The sequence below is a fragment of the Paraburkholderia sp. BR14320 genome (genome assembly GCF_040948665.1).
GTDB classification, from domain to species: Bacteria; Pseudomonadota; Gammaproteobacteria; order Burkholderiales; family Burkholderiaceae; genus Paraburkholderia; species Paraburkholderia youngii.
This window is the reverse complement of sequence record NZ_JBFPKG010000010.1, coordinates 77,367-92,060: the sequence shown is the minus strand read 5'-3', so window position 1 is coordinate 92,060 and position 14,694 is coordinate 77,367. Positions and strand designations below refer to the sequence as shown.

The 14,694-nt window shown below is 65.7% G+C and carries 15 protein-coding genes; 10 read left to right on the top strand and 5 right to left on the bottom strand.

Annotation, left to right across the window (positions count from 1 at the left end; genetic code table 11):
- Positions 1–75: 75 nt before the first annotated feature.
- Together AB3X89_RS12745 and AB3X89_RS12740 are read left to right on the top strand one after the other, a co-directional pair.
- Positions 76–2,235 (top strand): response regulator, encoded by a 2,160-nt coding sequence (locus AB3X89_RS12745; protein ID WP_368583590.1) that lies wholly within the window; start codon positions 76–78, stop codon positions 2,233–2,235.
- Positions 2,236–2,388: 153 nt separating this feature from the next.
- Positions 2,389–2,667 (top strand): hypothetical protein, encoded by a 279-nt coding sequence (locus AB3X89_RS12740; RefSeq protein WP_368583589.1) that lies wholly within the window; start codon positions 2,389–2,391, stop codon positions 2,665–2,667.
- A 120-nt stretch (positions 2,668–2,787) separates the two neighbouring features.
- On the opposite strand, the gene AB3X89_RS12735 is transcribed toward AB3X89_RS12740, so the two are convergent.
- The 3 genes from AB3X89_RS12735 to AB3X89_RS12725 all read right to left on the bottom strand — a co-directional run bounded on the left by AB3X89_RS12735 (position 2,788) and on the right by AB3X89_RS12725 (position 4,660).
- Positions 2,788–3,807: a class I fructose-bisphosphate aldolase gene (locus AB3X89_RS12735; RefSeq protein ID WP_368583588.1), complete on the bottom strand. Its 1,020-nt coding sequence runs from the start codon at positions 3,805–3,807 to the stop codon at positions 2,788–2,790.
- Positions 3,808–3,904: 97 nt separating this feature from the next.
- Positions 3,905–4,324 (bottom strand): secondary thiamine-phosphate synthase enzyme YjbQ, encoded by a 420-nt coding sequence (locus AB3X89_RS12730; protein ID WP_368583587.1) that lies wholly within the window; start codon positions 4,322–4,324, stop codon positions 3,905–3,907.
- Positions 4,325–4,339: 15 nt separating this feature from the next.
- On the bottom strand, positions 4,340–4,660 hold the full coding sequence (locus AB3X89_RS12725; RefSeq protein ID WP_368583586.1) for a thioredoxin family protein: 321 nt from the start codon (positions 4,658–4,660) through the stop codon (positions 4,340–4,342).
- 172 nt (positions 4,661–4,832) lie between these two features.
- Here AB3X89_RS12725 and AB3X89_RS12720 point away from each other — a divergent pair, with 172 nt between their 5' ends.
- The 5 genes from AB3X89_RS12720 (at position 4,833) to AB3X89_RS12700 (ending at position 9,215) form a co-directional block, all read left to right on the top strand.
- Positions 4,833–5,129 (top strand): DUF2628 domain-containing protein, encoded by a 297-nt coding sequence (locus AB3X89_RS12720; RefSeq protein ID WP_368583585.1) that lies wholly within the window; start codon positions 4,833–4,835, stop codon positions 5,127–5,129.
- Positions 5,130–5,205: 76 nt separating this feature from the next.
- On the top strand, positions 5,206–5,649 hold the full coding sequence (locus AB3X89_RS12715) for a hypothetical protein (protein WP_368583584.1): 444 nt from the start codon (positions 5,206–5,208) through the stop codon (positions 5,647–5,649).
- A gap of 235 nt (positions 5,650–5,884) precedes the next feature.
- Positions 5,885–7,228, top strand: a complete 1,344-nt coding sequence (locus tag AB3X89_RS12710) for a sugar efflux transporter (RefSeq protein ID WP_368583583.1) — start codon at positions 5,885–5,887, stop codon at positions 7,226–7,228.
- 216 nt (positions 7,229–7,444) lie between these two features.
- A complete protein-coding gene (gene gnd, locus AB3X89_RS12705) occupies positions 7,445–8,479 on the top strand; it encodes a phosphogluconate dehydrogenase (NAD(+)-dependent, decarboxylating) (protein WP_368583582.1) in 1,035 nt (344 codons plus the stop codon).
- Positions 8,480–8,516: 37 nt separating this feature from the next.
- Positions 8,517–9,215, top strand: coding sequence for an HAD family hydrolase (locus AB3X89_RS12700; RefSeq protein WP_368583581.1), 699 nt, complete (start codon positions 8,517–8,519; stop codon positions 9,213–9,215).
- 63 nt (positions 9,216–9,278) lie between these two features.
- Here AB3X89_RS12700 and AB3X89_RS12695 read toward each other — a convergent pair whose 3' ends face one another.
- Entirely contained in the window at positions 9,279–9,818 is a 540-nt protein-coding gene (locus AB3X89_RS12695; RefSeq protein WP_368583580.1) for an ankyrin repeat domain-containing protein, read from the bottom strand.
- Positions 9,819–10,282: 464 nt separating this feature from the next.
- Here AB3X89_RS12695 and AB3X89_RS12690 point away from each other — a divergent pair, with 464 nt between their 5' ends.
- Both AB3X89_RS12690 and AB3X89_RS12685 read left to right on the top strand, forming a co-directional pair.
- On the top strand, positions 10,283–12,676 hold the full coding sequence (locus AB3X89_RS12690; protein WP_368583579.1) for a phosphoketolase: 2,394 nt from the start codon (positions 10,283–10,285) through the stop codon (positions 12,674–12,676).
- An 11-nt stretch (positions 12,677–12,687) separates the two neighbouring features.
- Positions 12,688–13,833: an acetate/propionate family kinase gene (locus AB3X89_RS12685; RefSeq protein WP_368583578.1), complete on the top strand. Its 1,146-nt coding sequence runs from the start codon at positions 12,688–12,690 to the stop codon at positions 13,831–13,833.
- Between the two features lie 30 nt (positions 13,834–13,863).
- Here the strand turns inward: AB3X89_RS12685 and AB3X89_RS12680 are convergent, their stop codons facing one another.
- Positions 13,864–14,118 (bottom strand): BON domain-containing protein, encoded by a 255-nt coding sequence (locus AB3X89_RS12680; protein ID WP_368583577.1) that lies wholly within the window; start codon positions 14,116–14,118, stop codon positions 13,864–13,866.
- A 140-nt stretch (positions 14,119–14,258) separates the two neighbouring features.
- Here AB3X89_RS12680 and AB3X89_RS12675 point away from each other — a divergent pair, with 140 nt between their 5' ends.
- Entirely contained in the window at positions 14,259–14,654 is a 396-nt protein-coding gene (locus tag AB3X89_RS12675; RefSeq protein WP_368583576.1) for a PaaI family thioesterase, read from the top strand.
- Positions 14,655–14,694 lie beyond the last annotated feature (40 nt).

The following is a 14,694-nucleotide window of genomic DNA, read 5'->3' as shown; positions in this document are numbered from 1 at the left end:
AGGCAGGGGAATTAGCACGCGAACAGCGGCGTGCGAATTCACAGGCAATGCCTTCCCTGACCGTGTGCAACTTTGATGGAGCAGGTGACCGTGCAGCGTGCAGAACGTGTCGCAGTCGATGTGCCGATGCCGTCACGCAACTTCGCGGCGACACGGCGCATGTTGCTGATCGTGCTGGCCGTGTCGATCGTGTTTCCATTGGCCTGCCTCGCGGGCTATGGCTACTTCGACTACCAGCGCAGGATCTCCGATGCGAACGATATGATCGACCGCCTCGCGCGCGTGGCGCAGGAGCAGGCCGTCAAGGTGCTGGATCTGAACCGGCAGATGGCCTCGCGCGTGATCGAGCTGCTCGGCGATTCCGACGATGCGCAGATCCGTGCGCGCGAGCGCGAACTCCACGCGCGTCTGCAGAGTATTGGGGGCGACTTTCCGCAGGTGGCATCGATCGCGCTGCTCGGCGTGAACGGCGAGCTGCTCGCGTCGAGCCTCGCGTACCCGGCGCCGGCGGTGCAGACCGGCCAGCGCGACGATTTTCTCGCCGCGAAGGCGATGCGTCCGCAGCCGTACTTCTCGCTGCCGATGTTCGGCGCACTGTCGAAGGTCGACGTCTTCACGACCGCGATCGGCCGCTCGGACGCGAACGGTCGGTTTCTCGGCGCGGTCACGGTCGCGCTGCGCAACGAATATTTTTCGCGCTTCTATCACGAACTGACCAACGGCGATCCGTCGCTCGCGCTCGCACTCTACCGGCAGGACGGCAATCTGCTGGTGCGCTATCCGCCATGGCCGGCCGGCGCGCGGCCGTCGATGCACAGCGCCTTCATGTCCGCGTTGCGCGACAAACAGCTGTTCGGCCACGTGCGTCTGAATTCGACCGTCGACGGCGTCGAGCGGCTTCTCGCGTTTCGCCGCGTCGGCGACTACCCGTTGTATGTGATGAGCGCGTACGCGACGTCGTCGATCGTGGCGGCGTGGCGCACGCACTTTCTGTTGATCGCGGCGCTGACGGCGGTGCCGTGTATCGCGATCTGGGCGCTCGTGCTGTATTCGCTGCGCCAGCTCGAAGCGGAGCGGCGCGCGTGGGAGCGCTGGCAGGGCGAGGTCGCGATGCGTCTGTCGGCCGAGGCGTCGAGCCGGCAACTGCAGCGCATGGGCGCGCTCGGCAATCTGGTCGCCAATGTCGCGCACGATTTCAACAACCTGCTGATGGTGGTGTCGGCCAACACCGAGCTCGCGCGGCTCAAGCATTACAACGATCTCGAGAAGGAAGTGCATGCGGTCGAGCGTGCCACCGCCACGGCCCAAGCGCTGACACGGCGTCTGCTCACCGTCGCGCGCAAACAGCCGCTGAAGCAGGAGCCCGTCGAGCTTGCGCGCTGGCTGCCGGCCGCCGTGCCGCTGATCAACGCGGCGCTCGGCGACACCATCGAGCTGGCGCTGCGCATACCGGAGGGCTTGTGGCAGGTGCTCGTCGATCCGACCGATCTCGAGTTCGCGATCGTGAACATCGCGATGAACGCGCGCGATGCGATGCCGCGCGGCGGACGCTTCGTGATCCGCTGCCAGAACAATCGGCTGGTCGGCAGCGACACGCTGCTGCCGGACGGCGAGTACGTGCTGATCGCCTGTTCCGACGACGGCGAAGGGATGCCTGAATCGGTCGCGCGGCGCGCGTTCGAGCCGCTCTTCACGACCAAGCTGCGCGGCGCGGGCACCGGCCTCGGGCTCGCCCAGGTGCTGTCGATGTCCGAGCAGGCCGGCGGCACCGCGAAGATCGACAGCGTGCTGGGCAGCGGCACGACGGTACGGATGTTTTTGCCGCGCTATCGCGAGCGCGCGGCAACGGCCGGCGTCGATGCGCGCCAGCCGCAGCCGACCGCGGCCGGGGTCGTGCTGCTCGTCGAGGACAACGAGGACGTCGCGGCCGGCGTGACCGCGGTGCTCGAAACCTTCGGCTGCGAGGTCCATCACGAGCCGACCGCCGACCAGGCGTTCGACGTGCTCAGCGCCGGCGAGCGCTTCGAGCTCGTGCTGTCGGACATCCAGATGCCAGGCAAGCTGAACGGTATCGACCTCGCGGAGAAGATCCGCAGCGCGTGGCCGACGCAAAAGATCGCGCTGATGACCGGTTACGCCGACGAACTAGACCGCGCGCGTCGGCTCGGCATCGCGATACTCGCGAAGCCTTTCAACATCGACGAATTGCATGCGCTGGTGGCGTGCGGCACCTGAAGCCGCGGCACGCCGTTCGCGCATTGCGTGCATGAGCTTTTCCTGTCGTGCTGTGCTGCGGCACAGCCCTTGCTGAAAAGAGTGCGAGGTTTGCGCGTGCGGCTGTCGCGCGCCCACTTCCTTTCGACAGTTTCGACACCAAGGAGAATCGCCATGAAGATCAGACACGCAGTGCTCGTTTCCACCTTGCTCGCGGCTTCGTCGCTCGCGATGGCGCAAGGCGCCGGCGGCGGCGGCGGGGGGCCGGCCGGCACCGACCCGAGCACCAACGCCGCGACCTCGTCGCGCGAGGGCGGCGATGCGGGCCCGGCGGCGACGACCACGCCTGCGACCCACCATCACATGAAGAAGCATTCGAAGTCGAAAAAGCCCATGACCGATTCGACGAATATGCCGGGCGCCGACGCGAGCAGCGATACGAAGGGGCAGTAAGCGCCGCGTATCGAGGCAGAAGGACGGCAGGAGCCGCGCGCCGGTCCCCCGGCGTGTGGGCTCCTGTGGTTTCGTATAGAAGCGTGCTGACGGGCGATTCGCGCTTCGCCCGCCGGCGGGTCAATCCTTTTCCATCGACGGGTCGTACTTGCCGAGCGCGGCCGCGCCATTCAGACGCGCGCGCTTGAGCAGCGCCTGCTGCGCTTGCTTCACGTTGCCCGGCTGGCCGCGCCACGCATTCAACGGCGGCTCCTGCAACGCGCGCCCATACGAGAAGCTCAGATTCCACGGCAGCGCGCCGAGCCGGTTCATCGCGCTGAGATTGGCGGTAGCTTCCTCGGGCGACTGTCCGCCCGACAGGAAAACGAGACCCGGCACCGAAGAGGGCACCGTGCGCATCAGCACGCGAACGGTCGCCGCCGCGATATGCGCGGTGCTCGACTGCTGCTCATGCTCGGAGCCAGCCAGCACCATACTCGGCTTCAGCACGATATGTTCGAGCACGACGCGATGCCGATGCAGCGCATGAAACACCTCGTGCAACACGGCCTCGGTCACTTCCGCGCAACGCTCGATCGTGTGATCGCCGTCCATCAGCACCTCGGGTTCGACGATCGGCACGATGCCGGCTTCCTGGCTGATCGCCGCGTAGCGCGCGAGCGAATCGGCGTTCGCCTCGATCGCGAGCCGGCTCGGCAGGCTCGCGGTGATGTTGTAGACCGCGCGCCACTTCGCGAAGCGCGCGCCTTGCCGCTTGTAATCGACGAAGCGTTTGGCGAGACCGTCGAGGCCTTCGGTAATTTCATCGCCCGGAGCGAGCGCGAGCGGCACCTTGCCGAGGTCCACCTTGATGCCCGGCACGATGCCGTTCGCCGCGGCCACTTGCGGGAACGGCGTGCCGTCGTCGGCTTTCTGGCCGAGCGTTTCCTGGTAGAGGATCACGCCGCTCACGAACTCGCCGAGGCCGGGTGTCGTCAGCAGCAGGTTGCGATACGCGCGACGGTTTTCTTCGGTCGATTCGAGGCCGATCGTCTTGAAGCGTTTGGCGATGGTCGGGCCGCTTTCGTCGGCGGCGAGAAGACCCTTGCCGGGTTGAATCATCGCCTTGACGGTGGCTTGCAGCTCGCTACGGGTGTCCATGAGGTGTGCTCCCTTGGGTAGGCTCCGTACGATGCGGTGTGCGGAGAAGTGCCGGTGACAGTTTCCTTTGCGTGACGAGTGGGTGCGAAAGCGGACTTTATTCGCCGAGCAGATGCAACACGATATCGCGCGGCTGTGGCTGACGCCGATGTTCGAACAGATAGAGCCCCTGCCATGTGCCGAGCACCATTCTTCCATGCTCGACGGGCACCGATAGCTGCACCTGGGTGAGTGCCGTGCGCAGATGCGCGGGCATATCGTCGGGGCCTTCGGTGTCGTGCTCGTAGCGCGTGTCGTCCTCGGGCGCGAGGGTCTCGAAGTAGCGCTGCAGATCGCGCCGTACCGATGGATCGGCATTCTCCTGAATCAGCAGCGACGCCGACGTGTGCCGGCAAAATACCGTGAGCAGACCGGTACGGATGTCCGTATCGTCGACGAAGCGGCGCGCGTCGTCGGTAAATTCGACCAGGCCGCGGCCACGGGCCTGGACACGCAGATGATGGATGACCTGGCGCATGATGGAGCTCGAATCTCAGAGCGACGCGAACGCGTCCTCGATGTCCTCGGCGCTGCGTGGCCGCACCACGCGCGCGACCTCGGCGCCGTCGCGCATCAGCACGAGCGTCGGCCAAAGCTTAACCTTGAACGAGCGGCCGAGCGGGCGGCCGGGACCGTCCTCGATCTTCAGATGCCGCACGCCCGCGTGCGGTGCGAGCGCCTGCCGGATCGAGGCCTGCGCACCCTGGCAATAGCCGCACCAGTCGGTGCCGAATTCGACGACGGTGGCACCGGGCAGCGAGTCGAGCTCGGCGCGGGAAGGGGCTTTCGGGGAATAAGCTGTCGGGGAGGTCATGCGTGCTCCGCTCTTGATCGTGATCTGCCAAGGGTAGCAGCTATGCCGCGGATCGTCAGCGCAGCGGCCGTATGCAGCCGATGCGCGTGATGTCGCCGCGGCATGTTAAAAAGCCGTGCGCGCGTGCTCGACCGATCGACGCGCCGCGTCATCGCACGGAACCTCGCAAGACATGAACGCACGAATCTATCTGCAACATCCGCAACACAAGGACGCGATCGCGGTCGCGACCGGCTTCAGCTGGGGCGCGTGCCTGCTCGGCTTCATCTGGGCGCTGTCGAAAAGAATGTGGTTCGCCGCTTTCGTGATGCTAGGCATCAACGTGATCCTGCTCGGCATCGGTCTGTGGGGCGAGACGGCCGATCTGATCGGCTTCGGGCTGTCGATCGTGTTCGCGTTCGCGTGCGGCGCGTATGGCAACCGGTGGCATCGCTGGACGCTCGAACAGCGCGGCTACGTCGTCGTGTGATGCGTTCACGCTGGAGCGCGGATTGCTGCGCGGGCGTGTGATCGAAGCTCGGTTCAATCCGTGATGGAGGCGTTTCATGCTCATTGCATCGACAGTCGCTGGTCTCGCCGTGTCGTTGGGAATGTTGGCCATCGCGCCGCTCGCCCACGCCGCCGACCCGGCGCCCCCCGCCACGATCGCGGCCACCCCGGCGACCCCAACGTCCGCTCCCGCCGACGACACCTTCCTGCTGACGATCTTCCTGCGCCACGACGAATCGAAGCCGCTGCCGAAGATCAACGATCAACTGCGCGAGCAGGGCTTCTTCAAGACCTTTCCGCCGCCCGGCATCGAAGTCGTGTCGTGGTACGTGATGATGGGCATCGGACAAGTCGTGACGCTGCGCGTGCCCGCGAGCCGGCTGCGCGAAGTGAACCGCGCGATCGAATCGACCGCGTGGGGCGGCTATCACACCGAGTTCTATCCGACCTACGACTACAAGGCGCAGGCGCAGCAAATGCGCGCAACTGAGGGCAAGTAGCGGCGAGTGTGCTGGGAGCTTGCCGCTAACGGCGCGCATCGGCACCGCACGGCGCGAGCAGCGCTACACCCACGCGCGCGCATTTCACATTTGGGACGGCTGTGAGCGGGTTTACGCGAGCCGCGCTCCGGGTCGATAATGCCCCGGTCGTTTTGGCCCCGAGCCCGCGACGCCTATCGTGCCGTCGCGCGCATCGAAGCGCAGCGAGGCCCGCTCCACCTGACCTTCCGTCCCCGTGTTGAAAACTGCGCGTTTTTTCGACCTGCTTCGCATTCCTGGCTTCAAGCCGCTCGCTGCCGCCACCCTGATGCTCGGTGTGGCGATGTCCTTCACCGCACCGTATCTGTCTTTGTTCGGCATCGAACGCGCCGGCATGACCCCGTTCCGGCTCGGCGTCTTCATGACGCTGATCGCCGCGAGCGGCGTGCTCGCGAGCACGGCCGCCGGGCGCTGGAGCGACAGGAGCGGGCGGCACCGCCCGTTGTTGCTGGCGGCGCTGATCCTGGCCGCGCTCGGCTACCTGTGTCTGTGCGTGGTGCGCGATTACCGGCTGCTGCTCGTGGTCGGTATCGTGTTCATCGGCGCGGGCGGCTCGGCGATTTCGATGGTGTTCTCGTTCAGCCGCGCGGCGCTGCCGGTGCCTGACCCAGCCGAGCGCGTGTTCGCCAGCGCGACGCTGCGCACGATCCTGTCGGCCGCATGGGTGTTCGGGCCGTCGGTCGGCGCGCTGGTGCTCGCGGCGACGAACTTCACCGGGCTGTTCCTGTTCGCGGCCGCGAGCTTCGCGATCTGCGGCTTCATCGTCTGGCGCATGCAGGAGCCGCAGAGCCATCTCGGCGATCACACGGTCGAGGACACCGCGTCCGAGCCGTCCGCGTCGATCACGGTGCCGCCGCTGCGGCAACCCGGCGAGGATGCGCACGAAACGCTGCCGGCCGCGTCGGCGAACGACATCCTGCGCTCGGTGACCGCGCTGACCTTGCTCGGCCTCGCCGCGAACGCGACGATGATCGTGCTGCCGCTCTACATCGTGCACGGGCTGAACGGCACGCATCTCGACGTGTCGGTGATGCTCGGCCTCGGCGCGCTGACCGAGATCCCGATGATGCTCGCGCTCGGCGCGAAGTCGTCGTCGCTGCACAAGCCGAACTGGCTTGCCGCGTGCGCGGCCGTGCATGCGGTGTACTTTGTCGCGATGTCGCTGGCCGGCAGCGTCAGCGTGCTGATCCCGATGCAGATGCTGAACGCGTTCGTGGTCGCCGTGACCTCGTGCCTCGGCATGACCTACGTGCAGGATCTGATGCCGCACTCGCCCGGGCGAGCGACTGCGCTGTTCTTCAATGCGGCGCGGGTCGGCTCGATCCTTTCGGGCGTGCTGTCCGGGCTGCTCGTGCAGGCGTTCAGCTATCGCGGCACGTTCCTGTTTTGCGGACTGCTGGGGCTGTGCGCGCTCGTGCTGTTCGCGGTGCCCGGCTATCGCTATCCGGTGATGTGGCGCGCGGTGAAGCGCTTCACGGCTGAGCAATACGCGAAGCTGGCCGCGCGCCGCGGCACGCGCTTGCCCGAGCGCAGCGAATGACGCGCGATGCCGCCGCGTTCGCTTTCGTGCGGATGCGGCGCGCCTCCAGCCACGCGGAACTTTGACCCGCGCCGCACCTCTGCAAAAAAGTGCGGCTTCTTTCGACCCATTCGGCGCACCTCGCGACACAGCGCCTATGCTTAAGGGCAACCACGCCGCCGCAACACGACGACCAGAAAATCGGACAGCGCAACGCAGCATCTTTCGGAGCGAGCTATGCAGCTAGGCATGATTGGATTGGGACGGATGGGCGCCGACATGGTGCGGCGCCTGACCAAAGGCGCTCAGCAATGCATCGTGTACGACGTGCAGCCGGCGGCGGTCGACAGGCTGAAGCAGGAAGGCGTAGCCGGCGCCAGTTCGCTCGAAGACCTCGTCGCGAAGCTCGCCAGGCCGCGTGCCGTGTGGCTGATGGTGCCGGCCGCGGTGGTCGACGCGACGCTCGACAAGCTCGTGCCGCTGCTCGAACCGGGCGACATCGTGATCGACGGCGGCAACTCCTACTATCACGACGACATCCGCCGCGGCCAACAGCTCGGCGCGCACCAGCTTCACTATGTGGACGTCGGCACGAGCGGCGGCGTGGCGGGGCGCGAGCGCGGCTACTGCCTGATGATCGGCGGCGAGGCCGAGGTCGTGAAACGGCTCGAACCGATCTTCTCGGCGCTGGCGCCCGGCGTCGGCACCGAGAGCGCGACACCGGGCCGCGTGGCGGGCGCGAGCACCGCCGAGCAGGGTTTTCTGCATTGCGGCCCGCAAGGCGCGGGGCATTTCGTCAAGATGGTTCATAACGGCATCGAGTACGGGCTGATGGCCGCCTACGCCGAGGGTTTGAACGTGCTGCGCCACGCCGACGCCGGCCGCCACGCGCGCGAAGCCGATGCCGAGACGGCGCCGCTGCGCCGCCCCGAGCTGTATCAGTACGATCTGAATCTCGCGGACATCGCCGAGGTGTGGCGGCGCGGCAGCGTGATCGGCTCGTGGCTGCTCGACCTGATCGCCGGCTCGCTCGCCGGCGACACCGAACTGAAAGGCTACGCCGGCCGCGTATCGGATTCGGGCGAAGGGCGCTGGACCGTCGCGGCGGCGATCGACGAAGGCGTGCCGACGCCGGTGCTCAGCGCGGCGCTGTTCGCGCGCTTCAGTTCGCGCGGAGAAGCCGATTTTGCGAACCGCGTGCTGTCGGCGATGCGGCACGATTTCGGCGGTCACGCGGAAAAACCCGTCGCGCCGGACGGCGGACTGAAGTAGCCGAGGCGATCCACGAACCTGCCCACGAGGAACCGCGATGCCAGTCACTTCCGCCACGCCGCACGACGTCGTATTTCTATTCGATTGCGATAACACGCTGCTCGACAACGATCACGTGCTGCAGGATCTGCGCGCGCACATGATGGGGCAGTTCGGCGAAGAGAACAGTGCGCGCTACTGGGAAATTTTCGAGAACCTGCGTAAGGAACTTGGCTACGCCGACTACCTCGGTGCGCTGCAGCGCTACCGGACCGAGCATCCACGCGACACGCGTCTGCTGCTGATGTCGTCGTTCCTGATTGAGTATCCGTTTGCGAACCGGCTCTATCCGGGTGCGCTCGACGCGCTGCGGCATGTCGGCAAGTACGGGCCGACGGTGATCCTGTCGGACGGCGACGTCGTGTTCCAGCCGCGCAAGATTTCGCGCTCGGGCCTGTGGGACGAAGTCGAAGGACGCGTGCTGATCTACATCCACAAGGAGTTGATGCTCGATCAGGTGATGGATTGCTATCCGGCGCGCCATTACGTGATGGTCGACGACAAGCTGCGGATTCTGAGCGCGATGAAGCAGGCATGGGGCGCGGAGCTGACGACCGTGTTTCCGCGCCAGGGACACTATGCGTTCGATCCGAAGGAGATCGCGAACAATCCGCCCGCGGACGTGAGCATCGGGCGAATCGGCGAGTTGGCGGAGATCGACGTGCAGACGCTGTTGCGTAGCGGGAAGGGCAACTAGGCGGCGCCGCGCGCGATGTGCGGGCACCGCCTCTTGGATGGAGTCGCGGGTGAAGTCGCGAGATCAAGCGCCCAGCGCTTTCAGGCGCGCCTGGGTATCGGCTGCGCCCATGCGCGCGGCGGCATCGGCCGCGCTGACGCCGTTCGCGTCGCGCGCATGCGGGTCCGCGCCGTGCGCGAGCAGCAGATCGACGATTGCGGTGCGGTTGAACATCGCGGCGATCATCAGCGCGGTGCGGCCATCGGGCGATGCGCCTTCGACGTCGGCGCCATGCGCGAGCAAGGTTTCGATCACGTTGTCGAAGCCCTTGAACGCGGCGCCCGCGATCGGCGTCTGCCCCGCATCGTTGCGCAGGTTCGCATCGGCACCCTGTTCGAGCAGCGTGCGCACCGCGTCGACGTGGCCGTGGTAACTCGCGAGCATCAGCAGGCTGTCGCCGCGCTCGTTGCGCAGATTCGGCGGTACGCCTTTTTCGATGACGGCGGCGAGCATCGTCGCATCGCCGCGTCGCGCGAGGTCGAAGACTTCCCGGGCGAGCGCCTGCAATTCAGGATCGGATTGCGAAGCGGACGGGTTGTTGGTGTGGTCGCTGTGGTTGGCCAAGGCTCTCTCCTTGCGTTGAATGAGCGGCGCGATGCAAATGTCGCGCCCGGTTTTTCAGAGAGCATACACATTCCGCGGCGCTCGCGTCCGCGTGCCGACAGCGGCGCCGCAGTGCTACGCGTGGCTGAAAAGCTTGACCAGCAGCCCGAATACGCCTATCGGTATTCCGACCGCCACGAACGTCAATACGAGCGTAAGGACCAGAACCTTAAGCACTTTGAGCGCACTGGGAGATGTCGACATGGCGGCCATTGACCTGAGACAGAGGATCACGAAAAGAAAGCAGACAGCGCAAGGCAATTGCAGTACGAATGCCACATTCAGCGCCAGATACTGCGAGGGGTAGAAACATTCGCCCCCGGTTTGAGCAGCTTAGTACATTCGACCCGTGCCCCACGGCTTCGTTTCGATTGCACCGCATCATCCGCCAACCAGCCTGACAGTTCTTTTCGAGGAGTGACGCCATGGCCGAAGCAACCTCGCATCCCACCCCACCGCAAGTTCTGGACCCCGATATGCTGCGCAACCTCGATCGGTACTGGCGCGCATGCAATTATCTGTCGGTCGGCATGATCTATCTGCGCGACAACCCGCTGCTGCGCGAACCGCTGAAGCCCGAGCACATCAAGAACCGGCTGCTCGGCCACTGGGGTTCCGACGCCGGCCAGAGCTTCGTGCTCGTGCATCTGAACCGGCTGATCCGCAAACACGATCTCGACATGATCTTTCTGTCCGGCCCCGGTCACGGCGCGCCGGCGAGTCTCGCGCACTGCTATCTGGAAGGCACCTATTCGGAGGTCTATCCGGACCGCAGCGAGGACGAAGACGGTATGCGGCGCTTTTTCCGGCAATTCTCGTTCCCGGGCGGCATCGGTTCGCATTGCACGCCGGAAACGCCGGGCTCGATTCACGAAGGCGGCGAACTTGGCTACTGCCTGTCGCACGGCTACGGCGCCGCGTTCGACAATCCTGATCTGATCGTCACCGTGATGATCGGCGACGGCGAAGCGGAGACCGGGCCGCTCGCCACCTCGTGGCATTCGAACAAATTCCTGAACCCGATCCGCGACGGTGCGGTGCTGCCGGTGCTGCATCTGAACGGCTACAAGATCGCCAATCCGACGCTGCTCGCGCGCATTCCGCATGAAGAGCTCGAGGCATTGATGGTCGGTTACGGGCACAAGCCATATTTCGTCGAAGGCGACGATCCCGACACGATGCATCAGCAGATGGCGGCGACGCTCGAACAATGCCTCAGCGAAATTCGCGCGATCCAGCAGAACGCGCGGCAGAACAACGACACCACTCGGCCGCGCTGGCCGATGATCGTGCTGCGCTCGCCGAAGGGCTGGACCGGGCCGAAAGAAGTGGACGGTCACAAGGTGGAAGGCTCGTGGCGCTCGCATCAGGTGCCGGTGGCCGATGCGGTGACCAATCGCAAGAGTCTGAAGATCGTCGAGGATTGGCTGCGCAGCTACGGTCCTGAAACGCTGTTCGATGCGAATGGCCGCCTCGTCGAAGAACTGCGCGCGCTCGCGCCCGAAGGCGCGAGCCGCATCAGCGCGAATCCGCACGCGAACGGCGGGCTGCTGTGCAAGATGCTCGACATGCCGTCGTTCCGCGATTACGCGGTCGCCGTGAAGAAACCGGCGGCGGCGTATACGTCGCCGACCGCGGTGCTCGGCACCTTCCTGCGCGACGTGATGCGCAAGAACATGTCGAACTTCCGGCTGTTCGGTCCCGATGAAACGTCGAGCAACAAGCTGCATGCGGTTTATGAAGTGTCGGGCAAGACCTGGCTCGATCCGCTCGAACCGAGCGACGCCGACGGAGGCCACCTGTCGCCCGACGGCCGCGTGATGGAGATGCTCAGCGAGCACACGCTCGAAGGCTGGCTGGAAGGCTATAACCTGACCGGCCGTCATGGGCTCTTCGCGACCTACGAAGCGTTCGTGCACGTGATCGACTCGATGTTCAACCAGCACGCGAAATGGCTCGAAAAATCCAAGCGCGAGCTCGGCTGGCGGCAGCCGGTGCCGTCGCTCAATCTGCTGATCACGTCGATCGTGTGGCGCCAGGATCACAACGGCTTCACGCACCAGGACCCCGGTTTTCTCGACGTGGTCACGAACAAGAGCCCGGATGTGGTGCGCATCTATCTGCCGCCCGATGCGAACTGTCTGCTGAGCGTTGGCGACCACTGCCTGCGCTCGCGCGACTACGTCAACGTGATCGTGTCCGACAAGCAGCCGCATCTGGATTATCTCGACATGGACGCGGCCGTCATTCACTGCACCAAAGGTATCGGCATCTGGGACTGGGCGTCGACCGATCAGGGCGCCGAGCCGGACGTCGTGATGGCGTGCGCGGGCGACATCGCGACGATGGAAGCGCTCGCCGCGGTGCAGATCCTGAAGGAGCACTGCCCGACGCTGAAGATCCGCTTCGTCAACGTGGTCGATCTGTTCCGCCTGATGCCGGAGCGTGCGCATCCGCATGGACTGTCCGACCGTGATTTCGATTCGCTGTTTACGACCGACAAACCGGTGATCTTCAACTTCCACGCGTATGCGGCGCTCGTGCACAAGCTCACGTACAACCGCAAGAACCACGGCAACATGCACGTGCATGGCTACAACGAGAGGGGCAACATCAATACCCCGCTCGAACTCGCGATCATCAACGGCGTCGACCGCTTCACGCTGGCGATCGATGCGATCGATCGCGTGCCGACGCTGCGCGGCGTCGGCGATCATACGAAGGAGTGGCTGCGCGGGCAGATCATCGAGCATCTCGCATATGCGCACGAGGAGGGGATCGACAAGGAGGAAATCCGTAACTGGACGTGGAAAGGCTGAGGGGGAACACCATGCACGACCACGATCAGGAACGGACGATCCTCGTGTTGAACAGCGGGTCGTCGTCGTTGAAGTTCGGGCTTTTCGCACCTTCGGCCGACGACGAAACGCTGCTGCTCGAAGGCGCGGCCGAGGGCATCGGCCGCACCGACGGCCGCCTGCGGATCAAGGCGGCCGACGGCCGCGTGCTGTTGCAGCAGGACCAGAAACTCGACTCGCAGACCGAGGCGCTGCAACAGCTTTCGCAACTGCTCGTGCAACAGCATCACGCGCGGCCCCCGGCGGTCGGGCATCGCGTCGTGCATGGCGGTCCGCATCTGCGCACGCACCAGCGCATCACCGACGACGTGCGGCGTCAGTTGCTCGACGCGCTGCACTTCGCGCCGCTGCATATCCCGCCGGCACTCGAGTTGATCAACGAAGCCACGCAGATTTTCCGCGACGCCACGCATTACGCGTGCTTCGACACCGCTTTTCATGCGACGCTGCCGCCGCGCGCCGCGCGGCTCCCGCTGCCGCGCCGTTATGCGGACGCCGGTGTGATCCGCTATGGCTTTCACGGGCTGTCGTACGAATCGCTGGTCAAGCAACTCGGCGCGGCGTTGCCGTCGCGCGCGGTGTTCGCGCATCTCGGCAACGGAGCGAGCCTGTGCGCGCTGCTCGACGGCCGCTCGGTCGATACGACGATGGGCCTGACGCCGACCGGCGGCGTCCCGATGGGCACGCGCAGCGGCGACCTCGATCCGGGCGTGCTGCTGTATCTGATGCGCGCGGAACGGCTCGACGCGGATGCGCTGGACACGCTGCTCAATCGCCAGAGCGGTCTGGCCGGTTACGCGGACGGCGAAAGCGACATGCAAGCGCTGCAAAAAGGCGCGGTGGCCGGCGATGCGCACGCGTCGCTCGCGCTCGATGCGTTTGCGACCGGCGTGCGCAAGACGATCGGCGCTTACGCGGCGCTGCTTGGCGGCATCGATCTACTGGTGTTCACCGGCGGGATCGGCGAGCACAGCGCCGAGGTCCGGCGGCGCGTATGCGATGGGCTTGCGTTTCTTGGGCTCGTCGAGGGCGATCCGGCGGGCAAGGTGAGGGTGCTGCACACCGAGGAGGAGAAGCAGATCGCGCGGCATTGTCGGGAACTGCTGCTAGCGGGCTAGATCTGACGCGCCTGACCCGCTCGAGCCGCGTTATGCCGATTTGACCATGGTCCGGTCCGCGATGCCGGTGACGCCGAACAACCGCGTCACGTCTTCGAGCATCGCGGTGCGCTGTGCTTCGTGCTGAAGCTCGCCCGACAGCGTGATGCGCCCGCGCGTGACCTTCACGCGCACGGCGCGCGGCGGCACGGCCGAGTCCCACGCGAGACGGCGTGCCGCTTCAGCGGCGATCTGCGCGTCGGTCAGGCGGGTAGGCTCGCCAGATTTCGAGCTAGCGGAGCGCATGGAATCTCCACGAAACAGAATGTCCATCCCTTCACACTAGCAGATGCGGCGGGATTTGCCCGCGTGCGCGCCTCGCCGCTGCCGCCGCGCGGTTCAAGGGTATGCTCACGGTTCGTTCCGACCGAGCCAAGGCCCGAATCATGTCCGACTTTCCCATCGACAACCCGTTTCTCGACTCGCTCGGCGTGCGTCTGACGCAATGGCGCGACGGCTACGCCGAGCTGCTGATGCCGATCGACGCGAGCAAGCTCAATCGTCAGGGCGTGCTGCAAGGCGGCGCGATCGCGACGCTGCTCGATGCCGCCGCGGGCTACGCGGGCCTGTATGCGCAGCCGGGACAACCGGCGCGGCATGGCTTCACGCTGTCGCTGACCACCAACTATCTGGACAAGGGGCTCGGCGCGACGGTCACCGCGAAGGGTTTTCTCGAACGCTCGGGCCGTTCGATTTTCTTTTCTCGGGCGGAAGCATGGGTGGACGGCAAGCTGCTGATCGCGAGCGCGCAGGGCACCTTCAAGTATTCGAAGACCGCCTGACGCGCGGCGGCCCCGGCAGCGCAGATTCCCGCACCGCGCG

Bases quoted from the DNA above. Each gene is read 5' to 3' on its own strand.
- AB3X89_RS12745 (WP_368583590.1), top strand. From the start codon at position 76: ATGGAGCAGGTGACCGTGCAGCGTGCAGAACGTGTCGCAGTCGATGTG.
- AB3X89_RS12740 (WP_368583589.1), top strand. From the start codon at position 2,389: ATGAAGATCAGACACGCAGTGCTCGTTTCCACCTTGCTCGCGGCTTCG.
- AB3X89_RS12735 (WP_368583588.1), bottom strand. From the start codon at position 3,807: ATGGACACCCGTAGCGAGCTGCAAGCCACCGTCAAGGCGATGATTCAA.
- AB3X89_RS12730 (WP_368583587.1), bottom strand. From the start codon at position 4,324: ATGCGCCAGGTCATCCATCATCTGCGTGTCCAGGCCCGTGGCCGCGGC.
- AB3X89_RS12725 (WP_368583586.1), bottom strand. From the start codon at position 4,660: ATGACCTCCCCGACAGCTTATTCCCCGAAAGCCCCTTCCCGCGCCGAG.
- AB3X89_RS12720 (WP_368583585.1), top strand. From the start codon at position 4,833: ATGAACGCACGAATCTATCTGCAACATCCGCAACACAAGGACGCGATC.
- AB3X89_RS12715 (WP_368583584.1), top strand. From the start codon at position 5,206: ATGCTCATTGCATCGACAGTCGCTGGTCTCGCCGTGTCGTTGGGAATG.
- gnd (WP_368583582.1), top strand. From the start codon at position 7,445: ATGCAGCTAGGCATGATTGGATTGGGACGGATGGGCGCCGACATGGTG.
- AB3X89_RS12700 (WP_368583581.1), top strand. From the start codon at position 8,517: ATGCCAGTCACTTCCGCCACGCCGCACGACGTCGTATTTCTATTCGAT.
- AB3X89_RS12690 (WP_368583579.1), top strand. From the start codon at position 10,283: ATGGCCGAAGCAACCTCGCATCCCACCCCACCGCAAGTTCTGGACCCC.
- AB3X89_RS12685 (WP_368583578.1), top strand. From the start codon at position 12,688: ATGCACGACCACGATCAGGAACGGACGATCCTCGTGTTGAACAGCGGG.
- AB3X89_RS12680 (WP_368583577.1), bottom strand. From the start codon at position 14,118: ATGCGCTCCGCTAGCTCGAAATCTGGCGAGCCTACCCGCCTGACCGAC.
- AB3X89_RS12675 (WP_368583576.1), top strand. From the start codon at position 14,259: ATGTCCGACTTTCCCATCGACAACCCGTTTCTCGACTCGCTCGGCGTG.